We start from the raw sequence: 18,802 nt of genomic DNA, 5'->3' as shown, positions 1-18,802 counted from the left end.
AATAAGTTTTGCATAATTGCAATTACTACAAAAGAATAATGATGAGGTGAGTATATGGAAGGTGTAGTATTATTACATAAGCCAAAGGGAATGACATCACATGATTGTGTGTTCAAATTAAGAAAGATATTGCGTGAGAAACGAATTGGTCATACAGGGACACTGGATCCAGATGTAACAGGAGTATTACCTATTTGCGTTGGGCGTGCAACAAAAATTGCGCAATTTTTAACAAGTGAAACAAAAACATACGAAGGTGAAGTGACATTAGGATTTTCAACAACAACAGAAGATGCTTCTGGTGAAGTTGTGGAGAAACAAGATGTAAATCGTGTCATTACACGTAAAGAAGTAGAAGAGGTACTAGCGGAATTAACAGGGACAATTGAACAAATGCCGCCGATGTTCTCAGCTGTAAAAGTTAACGGGAAAAAACTATACGAATATGCAAGGGCAGGACAAGAAGTTGAACGTCCAGTTCGTACAATTACAATTCATGAATTTGTATTACTTGATGAACGTGAAGTTTTTGAAGGGGAAAATATTTCATTTCGTTTCCGTGTAACGTGTAGTAAAGGAACATATGTAAGAACACTAGCAGTAATGATAGGTGAAAAACTTGGATTTCCATCACATATGTCTCACCTTGTAAGAACAGCATCTGGTGAATTTTTACTAGAAGATTGCATATCATTTGAAGAAATTGAAGAAAACGTGCAAAATGGAACAGTAGAGTCTATTTTCATCTCAATTGATGAGGCGCTAAGTAAGTTTCCAAAAATGGTTGTAGATGAAAAGCAAGCTGAAAAAATAAAGAACGGTATGTTCTTAAAGAATGAATTAGAAACAACAGCACCATTTATTACAGTATTTGATAAAAATGATCGTTGCTTAGCAATTTATGAGCATCACCCAAAACACCCTGGAATGCTAAAGCCAATGAAAGTACTTGTGAATAATCAAGAACTAAAGCTATAATGAATTATTGGAAGGATTATTACAGAAAAAGGTGAATTCAAGCGTGAAACTTATTCATTTAACTCATCCACATGAACAAAATAAAATAGAATTACCACCTACTGTAATGGCATTAGGATATTTTGATGGCATTCATTTAGGACATCAACGTGTGATTCGAACAGCGAAAAAAATAGCGGATGAAAGAGGATGTAAAAGTGCTGTCATGACGTTCCATCCACACCCATCTGTTGTATTAGGAAAAAAAGAAGCGCATGTGGAGTATATTACACCGATGCGCCTTAAAGAAGAAATCATCGCAAGTTTAGGAATTGATATCTTATATGTGGTGAAATTCGATGAGCCATTTGCTGGATTATTACCACAGCAGTTTGTCGATGAGTATATTATTGGTTTAAATGTAAAGCATGTAGTAGCAGGCTTTGATTATTCATATGGACGTTTAGGAAAAGGGAAGATGGAGACTTTACCATTTCATGCAAGAGGGGAGTTTACACAGACCGTGATCGAAAAAGTTGAATATCAAGAAGAAAAAGTAAGTTCTACTTCATTACGAAAGTTAATTCGAAACGGTGAAATGGAACAAATTCCATCTATTTTAGGGAGAGCTTACACGGTAGAAGGAACAGTTGTACACGGTGATAAGCGTGGACGTCAAATTGGTTTTCCAACTGCAAATGTAGGTTTAAGTGATGAATATTTGTTGCCACCTGTAGGTGTATATGCGGTAAGATTGAAGGTTCATGATGAATGGCATGATGGTGTATGTAATATCGGATATAAACCAACTTTCAAAGAGAATGAGCGTCAATTATCTATTGAAGTGCATCTATTTGAATTTAATAAAGACATATACGATCAAAGTGTTACAGTGGAATGGCACATGCGTATAAGAGAAGAAAAAAAGTTTAATGGAATTGATGAGTTAGTTGCTCAAATCGCTCAAGATAAAAAGGTTGCCCAAGAATATTTTGCGAGCGTAAAGAATATACTTGCTTTTTCAAATGAAAAGTAGTATTCTATGTTATGTACTTTATGACAACCATTACTTGGCATTGCGACTCACCGATGCTTGCTAGGTAACTGGGGGTTTAATTATTAGGAGGTGAAATAGGATGGCTTTAACACAAGAGCGTAAAAATGAAATCATTGCACAATTTAGAACTCATGAGACTGATACTGGTTCTCCAGAGGTTCAAATTGCTGTCCTAACGGAGCAAATTAACACTCTAAACGAGCACTTACGTACTCACAAGAAGGATCATCATTCACGTCGTGGTCTATTAAAGATGGTTGGTAAACGTCGTAACTTACTTACTTACCTTCGTAATAGCGATATCACACGTTACCGTGAATTAATCACAAAGCTTGGCTTACGTCGATAGTCAAAGAAGCGGGAATATTCCCGCTTTTTTGTTAGGTAAAAATATATCTTCTACTCTTTATAGCTTACTTAATTTTCGGCAATACTAGAGGAAAGAATATTGTGATATACTATCCATTTACATAGAAGAATTGAATATTTTAAATTGAGAGGGGTACTTAAATGAGTCAGGAAAAGCAAGTCTTCTCGATAGATTTAGCTGGTCGTCAGCTAACAATTGAAACAAGTCAGCTTGCAAAACAAGCAAACGGAGCAGTATTAGTAAGATACGGCGACACAGCAGTTCTATCTACAGCAACTGCATCAAAAGAGCCAAAAAATGTAGATTTCTTCCCGCTTACAGTAAACTATGAAGAGCGTTTATATGCAGTTGGAAAAATCCCAGGCGGTTTTATTAAGCGCGAAGGCCGTCCAAGTGAAAAAGCAATTTTAGCAAGTCGTTTAATTGACCGTCCAATCCGTCCACTTTTCGCAGATGGTTTCCGTAATGAAGTACAAGTTGTCAGCATCGTAATGAGTGTTGATCAAGACTGTTCTTCTGAGATGGCAGCTATGCTTGGTTCTTCATTAGCATTATCTATTTCAGATATTCCATTTGAAGGTCCAATCGCAGGTGCGACAGTTGGTCGTATTAATGGCGAGTTCGTTATTAATCCAACAGTAGAACAGCAAGAACAAAGTGATATGCACCTTGTTGTAGCTGGTACGAAAGATGCAATTAACATGGTTGAAGCAGGAGCGGATCAAGTACCTGAAGAAACAATGTTAGAAGCAATTATGTTTGGACACGATGAAATTAAACGTCTAATTGCATTCCAAGAAGAGATTGTACAAGCTGTCGGTAAAGAGAAAACAGCAGTGAAACTTTATGAAGTGGATGCTGATTTGAACCAAGCTGTACGTGAAATGGCTGAGACAGATATGCATTCTGCAATTCAAGTGCACGAAAAACATGCACGTGAAGATGCAATTAGCGTAGTGAAAAAGCGTGTAATTGAGCATTACGAAGCTGAGGAAGCTGATGCTGATACATTAGGACAAGTAAGTGAGATTTTATATAAAATTGTAAAAGAAGAAGTACGTCGTCTTATTACAGTTGAAAAAATCCGCCCAGATGGTCGTAAAGGTGACGAAATTCGTCCTTTAGCATCAGAGGTTGGCATTTTATCTCGTACACATGGTTCTGGTCTATTCACACGTGGACAAACGCAAGCATTAAGTATTTGTACATTAGGTGCATTAGGCGATGTGCAAATTTTAGATGGTCTAGGTGTAGAAGAGTCAAAACGCTTTATGCACCATTATAATTTCCCTTCATTTAGTGTTGGTGAAACAAGACCAATGCGTGGACCAGGTCGTCGTGAAATTGGTCACGGAGCACTAGGAGAACGTGCTCTTGAACCTGTACTTCCATCTGAAAAGGATTTCCCATATACAGTTCGTCTTGTATCTGAAGTATTAGAGTCAAATGGTTCTACTTCACAAGCGAGTATTTGCGGTAGTACATTAGCGATGATGGATGCGGGTGTACCACTTAAAGCACCAGTTGCTGGTATTGCAATGGGTCTAGTGAAATCTGGTGAGCATTACACAATTTTAACAGATATTCAAGGAATGGAAGACCATTTAGGTGATATGGACTTTAAAGTAGCAGGTACTGCAAAAGGTGTAACTGCACTACAAATGGACATTAAAATCGATGGTTTATCTCGTGAGATTTTAGAAGAAGCATTACAACAAGCGAAAGTTGGTCGTATGCACATTCTAAATCACATGTTATCTGTTATCGCTGAACCTCGCATTGAGTTATCTGCGTATGCTCCGAAGATTATTACAATGGCAATTAACCCAGATAAAATTCGTGATGTTATTGGACCAAGTGGTAAACAGATCAATAAAATCATTGAAGAAACTGGTGTTAAAATTGACATCGAGCAAGATGGTACAGTATTCATTTCATCAATTAATCAAGAGATGAATGAAAAAGCGAAGAAAATTATCGAAGATATCGTTCGCGAAGTACAAGTAGGCGAAATCTACTTAGGAAAAGTTAAACGCGTTGAAAAATTCGGTGCGTTCGTTGAATTATTTAGCGGTAAAGATGGACTTGTTCACATTTCTGAACTTGCACTTGAGCGTGTAGGTAAGGTAGAAGACGTTGTGAAAATCGGTGATGAGATTTCAGTTAAAGTTATCGAGATTGACAAACAAGGTCGTGTAAACTTATCTAGAAAAGTATTGCTAAAAGAAGAGCAAGAAAAAGAAGCAGCTAAAGAAGAAGCAGCTAAAGAAGAAAACGCACAAGAGCAACAATAAGTGAAAGCCAGTTTAGCTGGCTTTTTTTGTTATGTAAAAAATGTGATTTATTTAGATTTTTATGTGAGTATAGGTATAGTTTTCATCATAACGCTCAAATTAACAAAGATAAGAAGAAAATGGTTTCTTTTTTATAGTTAATGGGAGGGTTTATATGAAAGCTCGTATATTAGCGTACATATTTATATTTTCTTTATATATGGGTTGTGGCTCTTATTCCGTTTTTGCGCAGGATAACTTGCATGAAGAGATTCAAAAGCATGTAAAACAGTACGAGATTATGCCGCAAAATGCGATGATTGATAAGATTTGGAAGGCGACGCCTGGGTATAATGGAAAACAAGTGGATATAGAAGCGTCCTATAATAATATGAAGAAAATCAAGAAGTTTGATCAAAAACAACTTGAATTTAAGGAAGTATCACCGAGTGTTCACTTAGAAGATTTACCACCAGCTCCCATTTATCGAGGACATCCAAATAAAAAGATGGTGGGATTAACAATTAATGTGGCCTGGGGTAATGAGTATTTGCCACGTATATTAGAGATATTGAAAAAACATGATGTGAAGGCGACTTTCTTTTTAGAAGGACGCTGGGTGAAAGAAAACTTACGATTTGCCAAAATGATTGTCGATGCAAATCAAGAAGTAGGAAATCATTCTTACACACACCCTAATATGAAAACGCTGTCTACAGATGAAATACGAGATCAATTACAAAAAACGAATCGAATGATAGAAGCAGCTACAAATCAGAAAGTGAGATGGTTTGCTCCGCCAAGTGGAAGCTTCCGGGATGAGGTAGTAAAAATAGCGGATGATTTCCAAATGGGGACGATTATGTGGACTGTAGATACAATTGATTGGAAGCGGCCAGAACCGGGTGTGCTATTGCAGAGAGTAATGCGAAAAATACATCCAGGTGCTATTGTGCTAATGCATCCTACTTCATCTACAACAGAAGCACTAGATACTATGATTAAAAATTTAAAGGAACAAGGATATAAAGTGGGGAATATTACAGAATTACTAGATGAAAAACGTGTGGATTAAATACATTTGCATGACATTCATCTCTAAACTTGTTATCATTAAATAATAGCAATTATTTAGAGAAACTGGCATTAGGAGGAAAGTTTTTGATTAAAAAATATACGTGTAAAAATGGTGTAAGAATTGTTATGGAGAATATACCAACTGTACGCTCGGTTGCGATTGGTATATGGATCCACGCAGGTTCAAGAAATGAAAATGAAAAAAATAATGGGGTTTCGCACTTTTTGGAACATATGTTCTTTAAAGGGACAGAAACGCGAAGTGCAAGAGAGATTGCAGAATCATTTGATAGCATTGGTGGACAAGTAAATGCTTTTACTTCAAAAGAATATACATGTTACTATGCGAAAGTGCTAGATGAGCATGCTAAATATGCATTAGATGTTTTAGCAGATATGTTCTTTAATTCAACATTTGATGAGGAAGAACTGAAAAAAGAGAAGAATGTTGTATGTGAAGAAATAAAAATGTACGAAGATGCGCCAGATGATATTGTGCATGATATGTTAACGAAAGCAACATATGAAACGCATCCGCTTGGATATCCTATTTTAGGAACAGAAGAAACGCTTGAAACATTTACAGGTGATACGTTACGTCAATATATGAAAGATCATTACACACCTGAAAATGTTGTTGTATCAATTGCAGGGAATATTGATGAAGCATTTTTACAAACTGTAGAGCAATATTTCGGTAGTTACGATGGGACAACAAATCGTGAACAAGTACATAGCCCAATTTTCCATTTCAATAAAGTAGCACGTAAGAAGGAAACAGAACAAGCTCATTTATGTTTAGGATATAAAGGCTTGCAAATGGGACACGAAGATATTTATAACTTAATTGTATTAAATAATGTTTTAGGCGGTAGTATGAGTAGCCGTTTATTCCAAGAAGTACGTGAGCAACGTGGATTGGCGTACTCAGTATTCTCTTATCACTCTTCTTATGAAGATACAGGAATGTTAACACTTTACGGTGGAACAGGTAGTAAACAATTAGATACACTGTATGAAACAATGCAAGAAACGTTAAATACGTTGAAAAATACAGGTATTACAGAAAAAGAGCTTGTTAATAGTAAAGAACAATTAAAAGGAAACTTAATGTTAAGTTTAGAAAGTACGAATAGTCGTATGAGTCGTAATGGTAAAAACGAATTGCTTCTTCGTAAACATCGTTCTCTTGATGAGATTATTGAAAGTGTAAACACTGTAACAAAGCAAAATGTAGACGAGTTAATTCGCAATATGTTTACCGATGAATTCTCTGCGGCACTTATTAGTCCAGATGGAAAACTGCCAAAAGGAATGAAACTTTAATCGATCTTGTAATTCATTCGCTTTCGGAAATAACCGTATCTCTTTTATATGAGATGCGGTTATTTTTTTTATATATGCAGAATAGGTACTTATTATAGGATAACCTTCATAAAAAGTAGGATAGGGGGAGATTTAATGCGTTTAAGTGAATTAAGTGGCAAAGAGATTGTGGATTTAGAAAGAGCAGAAAAAATGGGAGTTTTAGGTCATGCAGATTTAGAAATTGATGAGAGAGATGGAAAAATACAAGCGCTTATTATACCTGCTGGGAAATGGGGAGGTTTTAAAAGAGAACAGCAAGAAGTGAGAGTAGAATGGAGCAAAATAAAGAAGGTTGGAAATGATATGATACTTTGCGATCTTACGAACCATTCAAGATCATAGTGAAAGATGACCATTTTGGTTGTCTTTTTTTTATCTTTATATAAAGAAGATAAATCACGTGTGCTTTTTGTTTTTCAATCACCTCAAACTCGTACATTACATATGATGTGGAGGAAAAAGAAAAAGTAGGCATTTTTCTTATAAATGAAAGAAAAAGAAGGTGAATTAGGGAATGTTGACTGAGATGCATATTGCTGTCATAGGAGGAGATGCACGGCAGCTAGAAGTAATTCGCAAGCTAGTCGAACTGGACGCGAAACTTTCATTAATAGGGTTTGAACAGTTAGATCATGGCTTCACAGGGGCAGCAAAGGAAAGTATACAAGATTTAAATTTCACTTCTTTAGATGCAATTATTTTGCCGGTTGCAGGGACGAATGCCAGAGGAGAAGTAGATACTATTTTTTCAAATGAAAAAGTTTCCATAACGAAAGAACAAATTGAAAAGACGCCAGAAAACTTCACTATATATTCAGGTATTGGTACACCTTACTTGGAAAATCTCGTAGCTACTACAAATCGCAAACTTGTAAAATTATTTGATCGTGATGATGTTGCAATCTATAACTCTATTCCGACCGTAGAAGGTACACTAATGATGGTTATTCAACATACTGATTACACAATTCATGGATCGAATGTAATGGTTTTAGGATTTGGTAGAACTGGTATGAGTGTTGCAAGAGCCTTTCAATCATTAGGAGCACATGTCAAAGTTGGAGCGAGACGTTCGGAACATATTGCTCGTATTACAGAAATGATGTTTTCTCCTTTTCATATGCAAGACATAGAGAAAGAAGTAGGTAATATCGATATTGTTATTAATACAATTCCGCATCTCGTTGTGACAGCGAATGTTATTTCAAAAATGCCAGCTCATACGCTAGTTATTGATTTAGCTTCTAAGCCAGGTGGCACGGACTTTCGCTATGCGGAGAAGCGTGGAGTGAAGGCACTATTAGCACCTGGTCTTCCTGGGATTGTTGCACCGAAAACAGCAGGACAAATATTAGCGAATGTTCTTTCTCAGTTATTAATAGCAGATGCAATCGCAAAGGAGGATGATGAGAAATGAGTTTGAAGGGAAAACGAATTGGTTTCGGATTTACAGGGTCACATTGTACGTATGAAGAAGTTATGCCACATTTAGAGAAGTTAATTGCAGAAGGTGCAGAAGTACGTCCCGTTGTTTCTTATACTGTCCAATCAACAAATACTAGATTTGGCGAAGGGGAAGAATGGATTAAAAAGATCGAAGAAATAACCGGTTTTAAGGCAATTAATTCAATCGTTGGCGCAGAGCCACTAGGACCGAAAATTCCACTAGATTGCATGGTGATTGCACCACTAACAGGGAATTCGATGAGTAAATTTGCAAATGCAATGACAGACTCTCCAGTATTAATGGCAGCAAAAGCGACGCTTAGAAATGGGAAGCCTGTCGTATTGGCTGTTTCGACGAATGATGCTTTAGGGCTTAATGGAGTAAATCTAATTACACCAACAAGGTGACGACAAAGCATAAACGCTTATATGTCGCCATCTTGAGGGAGCTTAGGGTAAAGCACAAGTTCGAAGTCATCGAGCCTTTGCCACTTTTCTTTCTTATAAACAGCCTTTTCTAAAACCGACTTTAGGAGGCTGTTTTTCTTTTTGGGATCATCTGTTTTAAAGTACAGATCAAGAACATGCTCCACTTGTGGTATTGTATCTTTCTTCACTTTTTCCTTTTTAATTTCTGTTTTAATTTCTTTTTTTAAGTTTTCCATCGTGGAAGTAATTTCAGTAATACGATTAGAAACTACATTTGAACGTTCTAAAAACATATCGACAGTGTAAACACCACGCTCTAACAAATCATGCAAATTATTTTTTTGTTTTTGGACATCCACTAATTCTTTTTCAAGTTTTCGTAATGCAGCTTCATTCATTTGAATAATTTGTGTTTCTTTTAACTTGTCATCTTGCTTATGTTTTTCAAAATCAGCTTTATAATTGATGTACCATTCTTTTAAAGCCTCGAGTAAACGCTTCTCAATTAATTCAGTATAGCTTGATTTGTTTTCACAACCACGGTGTTTACAATCCATCGTTTCTTTTCGGTTCTTGGGATAACGTTGGACCATACTGTAACCACATTTAGCGCATTTAATAATACCAGCCAATGGATTCTTTATCCCGTTTGTATTGTATGGAATGTGATACCTTGAGTTTAATTTTTCTTGCACTTGCTCAAACAAGCTTTCAGGTATGATAGGCTCATGTTTTCCATCAGCAATAATCCAATCTGATTTATCTTGTCTTGCACAACTACGTTTCACAGCGTCAGGACGTTTTACTTCTTTTCGTTTTTGCCACGTTACTTTTCCGATGTACACATTATTCTTCAATATATCCAAGATGCTATAAGGGTTCCATTCATTCCCTAACTTACTTTTATAGCCAAGATCATTTAACTTACTTCTGATTGCGTTAGCGCCCATATCCTCGTTTGCATACCAATCAAATATCATTCTTACGACAGAAGCTTCTTCTGAATTAATCGTTAACGTACGTTCTCGCTTATTTAAACGTTGGATATCATAACCATAAGGCGCATGGGTACCGAGGTAATTACCAGCCTCCACGCTTGCGATACGACCGCGTTGCATACGACGTGTAATAATCTTTAATTCTTTACGTGCCATAAATGCTTCAAATTCGCTATATTCTTCATCCCATTCATCATTAAGGTCATAAGTCTTCCTAGGCGTCATAATCTTCGTATTAGAGCGTTTAAACGTCTCTAAAATTATTCCTTGCTCTTTCATACCACCACGACCTAAACGATCCATATCCATACAAAGAACAATATCATATTTATTATCTTCAATTTCTTCAAGCAGCGCTAACATCTCAGGACGTTTCACTAAGCTCTCGCCAGAAACAATTTCCTCACGGACAGATAAAATATTTAAGTTCATTTCCTTCGCTATTTTCAGCAGGGTAGTGCGGTGCTTTGCTAAAGTTTCGCCTTCACCACGTGCTTCGGCTTCAAGATCGGCACGGGATTTTCTTAGGTAGATTGCGGTTTTCATGGTTAGACCTCCTTGTTATTAGTTTATTATACGAGAAATAGAGAGAGAAGAAGTAAATGGAATTAACGGTATAAGAAAAGCTCCTGGATAGGAGCTCTATTGCTATGTTAATGATTAATTTAAAGTAAAGCGTTCGTGTATTGTATACTCTAGGTATACTTCTGAAGAAAAATCACATACATAAAAATGATCTTTAAGCTTTTTATCAGCTTGAATGCATAGAGTTCTTTTATCATCAATTATATGTATATGGATTAACGGTACACTGTCTTGAAGCTCGTTTAATTGTTTTTTAGTTATTTCTTTTGTTTGGTATTTAGGGCGAGATAATCTGTAAATTTTCATTAATGAGTTAGTATGTAAGAAAATTAACATAATGAATAATATTACAATTATAAAATATAATTGTGGGTCTTTTGAATTTAGTACAATACCACTAAAACAAAATGACCAAAAGATTCCCCCGCTTAAAACTTGTAAAACGAATAAGAATGTTAAGTAATTGATTAATTTTCTAATTCTTATAATTTTATTAGGATTACATTTTCTTAACTTTTTATAAATTACCGTACTAAAAGTAGGGTAAATAAAAATTAAAATAACTAAGGAAGTTAAGAGAAAGAAACGCAATATATCTTTGTTATGCATTAAAGTATTATAAGAATTAAAATGGAAAGTTGCACTTATAATACCATACGTATAACACATAAATAATGCTCCAACAAAAAAGTTAGAAAGGTCTATTTTTTTTGTTGCGTGCTGTCAAGAAAGAGACGATCTACATGAGAGGTTGTTGCCACTAAGAAGAAGTGTCTAAACGTAAAAACAGCTGAACCAAATAATATAGTCAGTGATAAATTTATTAATAAATTAACAGCTGGAAGAGCTTTGAAAAAATCAGTATTATTTAATAAACTTATATCCATGTTCTTGTTTCCTTCCTTTTTTATTTTAGTAGGTTGTAACGAATCTCTCAAAGAAATACTTACGTTTTTTCTTATCATATACATATGGATTATTAAACTTTTTACTCAAAGACTGATCTTCAATTTTAAATCCAAGATATGAATTCAAAGATTTTCATCTATGTAACTCCTAACCTTTCAATTTATATTAATACGTTTTTAAACGAGCAAATCCTCTTGGAATCCGATGGATTTCCGCAACCTCTTGAATAGATAGATTGGTATTTTTATATTCAGAAACTATTTCATCAGTAAGTAATAATTCCACAGCAAATGTATTTGCCTCAACTTCTAAGCGATCCACGGAAAAGAAAGTTTGGTTACGCAAGAAAGGAGTATTTGCTTTAGGGTGAAGTAATGCATGTCCTAATTCATGAGCACAAACAAATTGTTGAGTTGTTTCTTCAATTTGATTATTGATATGAATGAATTTAAAGCGTTTATATGTGTTGTAAAAACCAAGAGTATTCCCAAGGTCTTCAAACAACACTATAATATTTTTTCGTCTAGCAATTTCAAATGGATTTGTTGTTTCATGTTTTTCTGCGATTTTGAGTGCGTATTCTTTAATTTCCATTTCTCGCTCCGTTCAATCTTTTTTATACTTATTTGGAGTGAATTTTTGTTTTGCTAATTGTTTTGCCATGCGCATTGAGTTCTCCAGAGAAATACGAATCATTTCTTTTGTATGGTCGTCTATTGGTTCTCCATCAAACATTAACGCTTCATCACTGTTTTCTAGCTCTTCTAATGTTTTCTCTAAATCACGTGCGATATCACGTTCTTCCTTAATCGATAATTTAGATGGATTATTAGAAACCATTTCTTTCGTTTGTGTCCTATCTAACAAATAATCGGTTGATACCTCAAAAAAGTCTGCGATTTTCTTTAAAGTATCATAATCTGGTTCACGCTGACCTTGCTCATAATTAGCCAATTTTCCTCTTGAAAAGCCCAAGCGATCAGCAAGTTCATATTGACTTAGTTTTTGTTTTTTTCTAAGTTCCGAAATCTTTTTTCCAAGCATAAATTCTTCCTTCTTTCTAAATAAGAATAGGCGCTTTTTATTAATTATAGAAACGTTTAGTTTCTAAATCCACAAAGGAAACAAAAAGTTTCTAATAAATATTGACAGAAACAATTCGTTTCTTTATATTAGAGGTATGAGGAAACGAATTGTTTCTTTGGAGGTGGAATGTTGGATAAAAAAAGAAATAAAATGATTGAATTTAGAAGTAATCAATCAAGATTAGTCGTAGCAAAGCATTTGAAAATTACTCCTCAAATGCTAGGGGCAATTGAACGTGGTGATAGGACGCCTTCATTAGAATTGGCTAAAAGAATAGCTGATTTTTATAAAACTACAATTGATGATCTTTTTTTTAGTTAAAAAGGAAACGAAATGTTTCTGGAGGTGAAAAAATGACAGCAACTAACATGGCAGTACCAACAGATCCATCGCATAAACATATAAAAAGCTCTTCAAGAGGTGACACCATGAGTCAACAAGAAGAATATGCGGCGACTTATGAATTTGGAAAAACGAAAGTTCATGTTGTGGCTCCTGAGCCAAAATCGCAAAAGGATATTGATAAACTCCTTCAAGCATATTACAAGGCTGGTTGGGCCATCATCAAAGAAATGCAAGTGAAAGAAAACATTGAGGAATAGTTCCTCTCTTTTTATATGAGAAATAGACAAGTTACATATGTACTAAATTCATTGTAACCATTTGAAAACTAAATATGGAGGCGAACAGATATGGGAACAAGCATATACTGCAATTCAGCAATAGGGGAATTATTACAGAATGCTAGAGAATGTTGTGATAATGTTCAGCTAAAAACAAAGAAGGGATTATCTAAGTACCTTGGTATTACGCATGAACGCTTAACTCGTATTGAATCTGGACTTTCTAAACCAGAATTTGAGCTTGCGATGGATTGGTGCCATGCAACAGGAGCAAAGTTGAACCAACAAGCGATTAAACATATTTATGGTGTTGGTTTACCACCTACAGATCCACGTTTAACTCAAGATGTGAATTTACAATTGATGAATTACATTAAACAAGCTGAAGAGGGAATTTTAGCAGCGAAGGAAATCATGAACTTACAAGTTGCAACAAGGTCATGGAAGCTTGATGAAAAAAAGAAACATGAATACACAGTTCATGCAAAGGAAATATTCGATACAATTCAAGCTACTCAATGTGTAGTACAAGCTCTTGAACAAGTTCATTTTGGCATTATGGAACAAATACAAAGAAGTTGGTTGCAAAAGGCTATGTCAGAAAACGTTATTATTCAATCGGTGGATAGCTTAATGACTTTAACAAAAGTTTTGTAAAGGAGGAAATGTAAATGACAGTAGATTACAAGAATCCAAGTTTAAGAGAATATAAGGAACTAATTCGTTGTGATGCAATGTTAATTGGTGAAATAAAAATAGCTAAAACATTTGGTGATGATAAAAAGTCGGGAGAATTACAACAAGAGAAAAAGTTAGTGGGAATTCGAATCAAAATTATTGAGGCATCATTTACTTTAAAACATAAATGGGCAAAAGAAAAAGCTACCGCCTAGACAACAGTAGCTCGCAATAAATTCTACAAAGTAATTATACCATTTTATTTATTATATGGACAAGTCACTGTGCTTGTCGTTATGACCAGAAAGGGATTGTTCCTCCCATCCCCTTAAATGATTCTCCTTTCTGGTTGTAACGATGTGTACAGCATCAACTCAAATAGAAAGGAGGGATAATTCATGACACATAAATACGATCGTCTTCATGATCTAGTTCTCCCAGGAGACTTTTCATTTGCGAATAAACTTCATAACTGTATGGTTGCATGTATTCATAACATGTTTTATGCAAAATCAGCCGAAGAATCAAATCATTGGGAAGAAGAACTGGAACGATGTATGAAAGAATTTAAAATGCTTCGTGATGCAAAAGAAGAACATGAGGCATCGATGAGTTATCGTGTAGTGATTAAAGATTTAAGAGCAAGAGGAGTTAACGCCTCATTAGTAACACGTAGAAAATAAAAAATCTATCACTTGGCAGAGTGATAGATAAATGGTTTTGCAAAAGATCTTAGGATTAATTATATCAAATTAGCATTCGTATAACAACGGAGCGTGTTGCATGATTCTAGACAAAACCTTACATAGAGTGTTGCTGAATCCTAAGGTATTTCAGCAAGCGGTAACAGAGCAACACCTAAATTATTTAGTAAAACAATATCTCAAAACAGGATACGAGAATTATCGCTTATTACGTGTAGAGGACGGATTTGCGATATGTAAACGGGAGGATGAATAATATGGCAGTTTATAGACCAGTACATGTTTCATTTTGGCAGGATTCATTTGTTTTAGATCTTACACCGGAGGAAAAGTATTTCTACTTATATTTGATGACAAACAGTAAGACGTCTCAATCAGGAATCTATGAGCTTCCACTTCGTATCATTGAAACTGATACAGGGTACAACCGCGAAACTGTTATGAAGTTATTAGAACGCTTTGCAGAGTACGGGAAAATTAATTACAACCAAAAAACAAAAGAATTGTTCTTAATCAACTGGTTGAAATTCAATCCGATTAAAAATGTGAACATTGAAAAGTGCGTTTTAAAAGAAATTCAATCTGTGAAGGATAAGGATTTTTTAGTTGATTTCTATGAAACTTGCTTGGAATTAGAAATGCAACAAGACTTTAAGATTCCAAGAATTAAGGAGTATTTATCAGCACGTTTGGAGGGGCTTATAAGGGGCTTCCAAGACCCTAGCAAGGAAGAAGAAAAAGAAGAAGAAAAAGAAAAAGAACAACAACAAGAAGAACGCGCAAACGCGGAAGAAGTTGTTGAGGTTAATCCAATTTCTTTTTACGAGCAAAACTTCGGATTCATTACACCTTTTATCGCAGATGGTATTCACGCTTGGATAGATGATTTAAATGCAGAGCTCGTTGTGAAAGCTATGGAAATTGCTTTAGAGAAGAATACGAGAAACATGAATTACGTAAATACAATTTTACGAGATTGGCATCTTAAAGGATTGAAAACAGTAGCAGATGTTGAAGCAGCTGATAAAGCATTCCGTACTCAACGATTAGCAAAGGTGCAACAGCCGACGCAAGCTCCTTATCAACAAAAAGGCTTATCAGAATCTACTAAGAACGTAATACAGCAGCAACAAGCATGGGAACAGAACATTCCAACGGATGCAGAACTTGCAGCATTTAATCAACAAAATGGGTGGGCTGTTCAATGAGTAACGATATGATTCGTAACGCAGAAGCCGAACAAAGTGTTTTAGGTAGCATTATCCAAGAAGGCGATTTAATTAAAGATTGCCAACTAAAGCCAAAGCAGTTTTCTAATCCAACACATCAAGCGATTTTTAAAGCGATGAGAGAACTAGAGGATGCAGAAGTCCCAATAGATCTTGTTGCTCTCATGGGGAAATTCGAAGACAGTTTTATGAATCAAATTGGTGGTATTGCGTTCTTTGTAAACTTAACCGAAGTTGTTCCAACGACGAAAAACTTTTCGTATCACGAAGGTTTAATTATCGAAGCTTGGAAAATGAGACATGCTCAAGAGGTTGCTGGTAATTTATATAATCGTCTTCAGCAAGAAAGAGATATGAGCGCTATTAGTACATCGATTGATGAATTAAGCGCAATTGAAGAAACAGGTTATTCAGATGATTTTAACCTAAAGGAAACACTCGTTGATTTATATAAAAAAATGCAAGTTGATGTTGGAGATTTAACGGGAATAAATACTGGCTACGATGATTTGAACAGAATGACAGCTGGACTACAAGAAGGCGATTTAATTATTGTCGGTGCCCGTCCTTCGATGGGGAAAACAGCATTTGTATTAAACATTGCTTTCCATGCAGCGAGTGCTCATACAGCAACAGGAGTCTTTTCGCTAGAGATGGGAGAAGAACAGTTACTTAAGCGTATGATCTCAAGTACTGGAAATATAGATGCTACGAAATTAAAAAACCCTAAAAAGCTATGTAATTTAAAGGATTGGGAAAAGATTAGTCAGGCTATGGGCTTGATAAATGATTTACCACTAGAAATATACGATAAAGCCAATGTAACGATGCAAGAGATTTACGCAAAGACTAGGAAACTAAAGCGCAAATACCCAGACAAAAAGGTGTTAGTCGCAATTGATTACTTGCAGCTTATTGTAGGTGACCCAAAGCACAAAGGAAATCGTATGCAAGAGATTGGTGAGATTAGTCGTAAGCTAAAACTTATGGCAAGAGAGCTAAATGTATGTGTGGTTGCATTATCACAGTTAAGCCGTGCTGTTGAAAGTAGACAAGATAAAAGGCCGTTACTCTCAGACTTACGTGAAAATGGTCAAATTGAGCAAGATGCGGACTTGATTGCATTCTTATATCGTGAAGATTATTACGACCGTGAAACAGAAAATAAAAACATAACAGAAATCATTTTAGCGAAACAGAGAAACGGTCCAGTTGGTGTTGTTGAACTAGCATTCATTAAAGAGTTTAGTAAGTTTGTAAATTTAGAGCGGAAGTTCAGTCACCAACAGGAGGCCTAATCATGTTGTTACGTCAGGAAGTAGAGCGTAGAAAACTAGCAATCATTCGTAAATTATTGGGATTAGGACTATCGGAAATTAATGGGCAAACATTAGATCAACTAACATTAACGCAGCTTGAAGGAATCTTAATTGCAAGCTTGCAGGTATTGGAGGGAACAAGCGATGACAAAGCAGCTAACAATTTTTGATGTTGAACGAGTTGTGTCATTTGATCCTAAGAAGGCTCATGTTCATCGGTTAAATTCTAAACTACGTTTTGCTGACGTTGTTGTACAAATACCACGCCAAGCAAAGGCGATTGACGAATTAAAACCAACGACAGCGCCAGATGATCGTTACGAATTATTTGAGGATTACACAATTGGGATTTGGCGTTATAAGCGAGTGGAGGATAAACAGTTTGATTGGGAAGAAGCTGAAGAGATATGTAAGCGAGCAAGGGATAGCAAAGAGCCGATTCCAATACGGCTTCATCTATCCTTGGAACAATCGTTTGTTCCGGAGAATGTTGTGCAGTATTTATAAGCAAATAAAAAAGCCGAGAATACTCCCGACTACTTTCGACAAAGTAATTATATCATGGGAGTGGTGAATGTGGCGATTATTAAAGAAGATATTGCAGAAATGAGAGCGGAAATTTCTTTAGCTGAAAATATGGTTTATATCGTGAAAGATGGACAAGTTCGTCAAATAGAGCCGCCGATAAGTGGTCATGGTGAGCAGTCCTTGATATACAAGAATAAAAAAGTAATTCGTATTGAAAAACGAGAATCAGAGTTGATTTAGCCTAGCTTTTATTTTTTTAAACAAGTTGGAAATTGGGGTAATAATAAACCTTGAATTTTGTTCAGGATGAAGACTCAGTGAACAATTAATGAATATAAGGAGAAATCCCTGCGGGGGCAAGGATTTCGGAGGGGAGAGGCTATTGTCGTACTGTGTCGAAATTTGGCGTATTCGACAAATTAATATTATCACGAATTTTCAAGTAATTGTGATGTTCGATGTGTCAAAAATGTGTACGAATTTTATATAAAAGCGTTATTTAATAGAATTTTGTTAAAAAGCGATTATCATTAAATCGTTCCATGATTAATGATAATCGCTTATGTATTGAAAAGCTATTCAGTTATTTGAAATATAGTTTCATCAGGTCTGGAGAATCCATACAATTTCCTTGCGAACTTTAAAATACCTTCTTCACTCTCTGTTAAAGTTTTAATATCGTTTTCAAAATAACGTCCTGTAATTTCTAATTCAGATAATCTTTTCTTTTCTTTATTAAGTGTAATTTGTTTTTCTTGAATCATTTGTTCTTGCTTATAAATGGAAATTTGAATGGAAATAACCATAGGTAGCATAAAAGCAAGCGCTAATAAAAGACGACGTCTTAGCTTTTTATTCGTTTGTAGGTTCTTGTTAGGATTAATTTGTTTTTTGGAGATTGATTGTTGTGATGGTAAATTTGGGACACTCCCCATTTTAATGCCTCCATTACTTATGTATAGAATTTAAATTGCTTAAAAGTATTATATATGCTAAATAGATAATTTTGAACCTATTTAGGCAAAGATAGGTTTTATGAAATTTAAATAAAATCCTTATTTTTTATTAAAAACTGCCCTTGTATTATGGGGTCACAAGGGCAGAAGATATATGGGTTTGCAAAGGGAAATTTGCAAATTCTTATAAATTCTAACACACGCATTTAA

24 protein-coding genes and 1 pseudogene are annotated in these 18,802 nt (G+C 35.3%); 19 read left to right on the top strand and 6 right to left on the bottom strand.

Features of this window, described 5'->3' with window-relative positions; genetic code table 11:
- The first annotated feature begins 54 nt into the window (after positions 1 to 54).
- The 9 genes and pseudogenes from truB to dpaB all read left to right on the top strand — a co-directional run.
- Positions 55 to 978 (top strand): tRNA pseudouridine(55) synthase TruB, encoded by a 924-nt coding sequence (gene truB / locus NSS97_RS19425; protein WP_002033681.1) that lies wholly within the window; start codon positions 55 to 57, stop codon positions 976 to 978.
- Between the two features lie 43 nt (positions 979 to 1,021).
- Positions 1,022 to 1,993 carry a bifunctional riboflavin kinase/FAD synthetase gene (gene ribF / locus NSS97_RS19420; RefSeq protein ID WP_002128800.1) on the top strand — a complete coding sequence of 324 codons (972 nt, stop codon included), beginning with the start codon at positions 1,022 to 1,024 and terminating at the stop codon, positions 1,991 to 1,993.
- A 100-nt stretch (positions 1,994 to 2,093) separates the two neighbouring features.
- A complete protein-coding gene (rpsO, locus tag NSS97_RS19415; protein ID WP_001229392.1) occupies positions 2,094 to 2,363 on the top strand; it encodes a 30S ribosomal protein S15 in 270 nt (89 codons plus the stop codon).
- 161 nt (positions 2,364 to 2,524) lie between these two features.
- Positions 2,525 to 4,678: a polyribonucleotide nucleotidyltransferase gene (pnp, locus tag NSS97_RS19410; RefSeq protein ID WP_002033682.1), complete on the top strand. Its 2,154-nt coding sequence runs from the start codon at positions 2,525 to 2,527 to the stop codon at positions 4,676 to 4,678.
- Between the two features lie 154 nt (positions 4,679 to 4,832).
- Entirely contained in the window at positions 4,833 to 5,732 is a 900-nt protein-coding gene (locus NSS97_RS19405; RefSeq protein ID WP_002033683.1) for a polysaccharide deacetylase family protein, read from the top strand.
- 86 nt (positions 5,733 to 5,818) lie between these two features.
- Positions 5,819 to 7,060 (top strand): insulinase family protein, encoded by a 1,242-nt coding sequence (locus NSS97_RS19400; protein ID WP_107886428.1) that lies wholly within the window; start codon positions 5,819 to 5,821, stop codon positions 7,058 to 7,060.
- A 135-nt stretch (positions 7,061 to 7,195) separates the two neighbouring features.
- The gene (locus NSS97_RS19395) at positions 7,196 to 7,444 is read left to right on the top strand and encodes a YlmC/YmxH family sporulation protein (protein WP_002014571.1); all 249 of its coding nucleotides are present in this window, start codon (positions 7,196 to 7,198) and stop codon (positions 7,442 to 7,444) included.
- Positions 7,445 to 7,616: 172 nt separating this feature from the next.
- Complete coding sequence (dpaA, locus tag NSS97_RS19390; protein WP_002128797.1) at positions 7,617 to 8,519, top strand: dipicolinic acid synthetase subunit A; 903 nt, start codon at positions 7,617 to 7,619, stop codon at positions 8,517 to 8,519.
- Positions 8,516 to 8,941: pseudogene (dpaB, locus tag NSS97_RS19385) on the top strand (dipicolinate synthase subunit B); the annotation flags it as partial. The gene dpaA and the pseudogene dpaB, both read left to right, overlap by 4 nt.
- Positions 8,942 to 8,973: 32 nt before the next feature.
- Here the strand turns inward: dpaB and NSS97_RS19380 are convergent.
- The 5 genes from NSS97_RS19380 to NSS97_RS19360 all read right to left on the bottom strand — a co-directional run bounded on the left by NSS97_RS19380 (position 8,974) and on the right by NSS97_RS19360 (position 12,513).
- Positions 8,974 to 10,521: a recombinase family protein gene (locus tag NSS97_RS19380; RefSeq protein ID WP_107886429.1), complete on the bottom strand. Its 1,548-nt coding sequence runs from the start codon at positions 10,519 to 10,521 to the stop codon at positions 8,974 to 8,976.
- A gap of 114 nt (positions 10,522 to 10,635) precedes the next feature.
- Positions 10,636 to 11,229: a hypothetical protein gene (locus tag NSS97_RS19375; RefSeq protein ID WP_341113849.1), complete on the bottom strand. Its 594-nt coding sequence runs from the start codon at positions 11,227 to 11,229 to the stop codon at positions 10,636 to 10,638.
- 32 nt (positions 11,230 to 11,261) lie between these two features.
- Complete coding sequence (locus NSS97_RS19370) at positions 11,262 to 11,447, bottom strand: hypothetical protein (protein ID WP_341113847.1); 186 nt, start codon at positions 11,445 to 11,447, stop codon at positions 11,262 to 11,264.
- Positions 11,448 to 11,634: 187 nt separating this feature from the next.
- Complete coding sequence (locus NSS97_RS19365) at positions 11,635 to 12,063, bottom strand: ImmA/IrrE family metallo-endopeptidase (RefSeq protein WP_341113846.1); 429 nt, start codon at positions 12,061 to 12,063, stop codon at positions 11,635 to 11,637.
- A gap of 12 nt (positions 12,064 to 12,075) precedes the next feature.
- Positions 12,076 to 12,513, bottom strand: a complete 438-nt coding sequence (locus tag NSS97_RS19360) for a helix-turn-helix domain-containing protein (RefSeq protein ID WP_002088140.1) — start codon at positions 12,511 to 12,513, stop codon at positions 12,076 to 12,078.
- Between the two features lie 171 nt (positions 12,514 to 12,684).
- Here NSS97_RS19360 and NSS97_RS19355 point away from each other — a divergent pair, with 171 nt between their 5' ends.
- From NSS97_RS19355 to NSS97_RS19310, 10 genes are all read left to right on the top strand, one after another.
- A complete protein-coding gene (locus NSS97_RS19355; RefSeq protein WP_107886432.1) occupies positions 12,685 to 12,876 on the top strand; it encodes a helix-turn-helix transcriptional regulator in 192 nt (63 codons plus the stop codon).
- A gap of 32 nt (positions 12,877 to 12,908) precedes the next feature.
- Complete coding sequence (locus NSS97_RS19350) at positions 12,909 to 13,157, top strand: hypothetical protein (RefSeq protein ID WP_107886433.1); 249 nt, start codon at positions 12,909 to 12,911, stop codon at positions 13,155 to 13,157.
- 90 nt (positions 13,158 to 13,247) lie between these two features.
- A complete protein-coding gene (locus tag NSS97_RS19345; protein WP_107886434.1) occupies positions 13,248 to 13,835 on the top strand; it encodes a sporulation sigma factor-processing peptidase in 588 nt (195 codons plus the stop codon).
- A 14-nt stretch (positions 13,836 to 13,849) separates the two neighbouring features.
- The gene (locus NSS97_RS19340; RefSeq protein ID WP_107886435.1) at positions 13,850 to 14,071 is read left to right on the top strand and encodes an RNA polymerase subunit sigma; all 222 of its coding nucleotides are present in this window, start codon (positions 13,850 to 13,852) and stop codon (positions 14,069 to 14,071) included.
- 183 nt (positions 14,072 to 14,254) lie between these two features.
- On the top strand, positions 14,255 to 14,539 hold the full coding sequence (locus tag NSS97_RS19335; protein ID WP_002192657.1) for a hypothetical protein: 285 nt from the start codon (positions 14,255 to 14,257) through the stop codon (positions 14,537 to 14,539).
- A gap of 278 nt (positions 14,540 to 14,817) precedes the next feature.
- Positions 14,818 to 15,768 carry a DnaD domain-containing protein gene (locus NSS97_RS19330; protein ID WP_002192659.1) on the top strand — a complete coding sequence of 317 codons (951 nt, stop codon included), beginning with the start codon at positions 14,818 to 14,820 and terminating at the stop codon, positions 15,766 to 15,768.
- Positions 15,765 to 17,087 (top strand): replicative DNA helicase, encoded by a 1,323-nt coding sequence (gene dnaB, locus NSS97_RS19325; RefSeq protein ID WP_002192660.1) that lies wholly within the window; start codon positions 15,765 to 15,767, stop codon positions 17,085 to 17,087. Before NSS97_RS19330 ends, dnaB begins: the two co-directional genes overlap by 4 nt.
- A gap of 2 nt (positions 17,088 to 17,089) precedes the next feature.
- Entirely contained in the window at positions 17,090 to 17,278 is a 189-nt protein-coding gene (locus tag NSS97_RS19320) for a hypothetical protein (RefSeq protein ID WP_002128777.1), read from the top strand.
- Positions 17,253 to 17,615 (top strand): hypothetical protein, encoded by a 363-nt coding sequence (locus tag NSS97_RS19315; protein ID WP_002192661.1) that lies wholly within the window; start codon positions 17,253 to 17,255, stop codon positions 17,613 to 17,615. Before NSS97_RS19320 ends, NSS97_RS19315 begins: the two co-directional genes overlap by 26 nt.
- 69 nt (positions 17,616 to 17,684) lie before the next feature.
- Positions 17,685 to 17,876, top strand: a complete 192-nt coding sequence (locus NSS97_RS19310) for a DUF3954 domain-containing protein (RefSeq protein ID WP_002192662.1) — start codon at positions 17,685 to 17,687, stop codon at positions 17,874 to 17,876.
- Between the two features lie 335 nt (positions 17,877 to 18,211).
- Here the strand turns inward: NSS97_RS19310 and NSS97_RS19305 are convergent, their stop codons facing one another.
- A complete protein-coding gene (locus NSS97_RS19305) occupies positions 18,212 to 18,571 on the bottom strand; it encodes an FtsB family cell division protein (RefSeq protein ID WP_002142892.1) in 360 nt (119 codons plus the stop codon).
- Positions 18,572 to 18,802: the final 231 nt, after the last annotated feature.

Origin of the sequence: Bacillus sp. FSL R12-0074 (genome assembly GCF_038005725.1) — a bacterium.
In the GTDB taxonomy this organism is placed as follows: Bacteria; Bacillota; Bacilli; order Bacillales; family Bacillaceae_G; genus Bacillus_A; species Bacillus_A mycoides.
The sequence above is the reverse complement of the archived record's forward strand: the minus strand, read 5'-3'. Positions and strand labels throughout refer to the sequence as shown.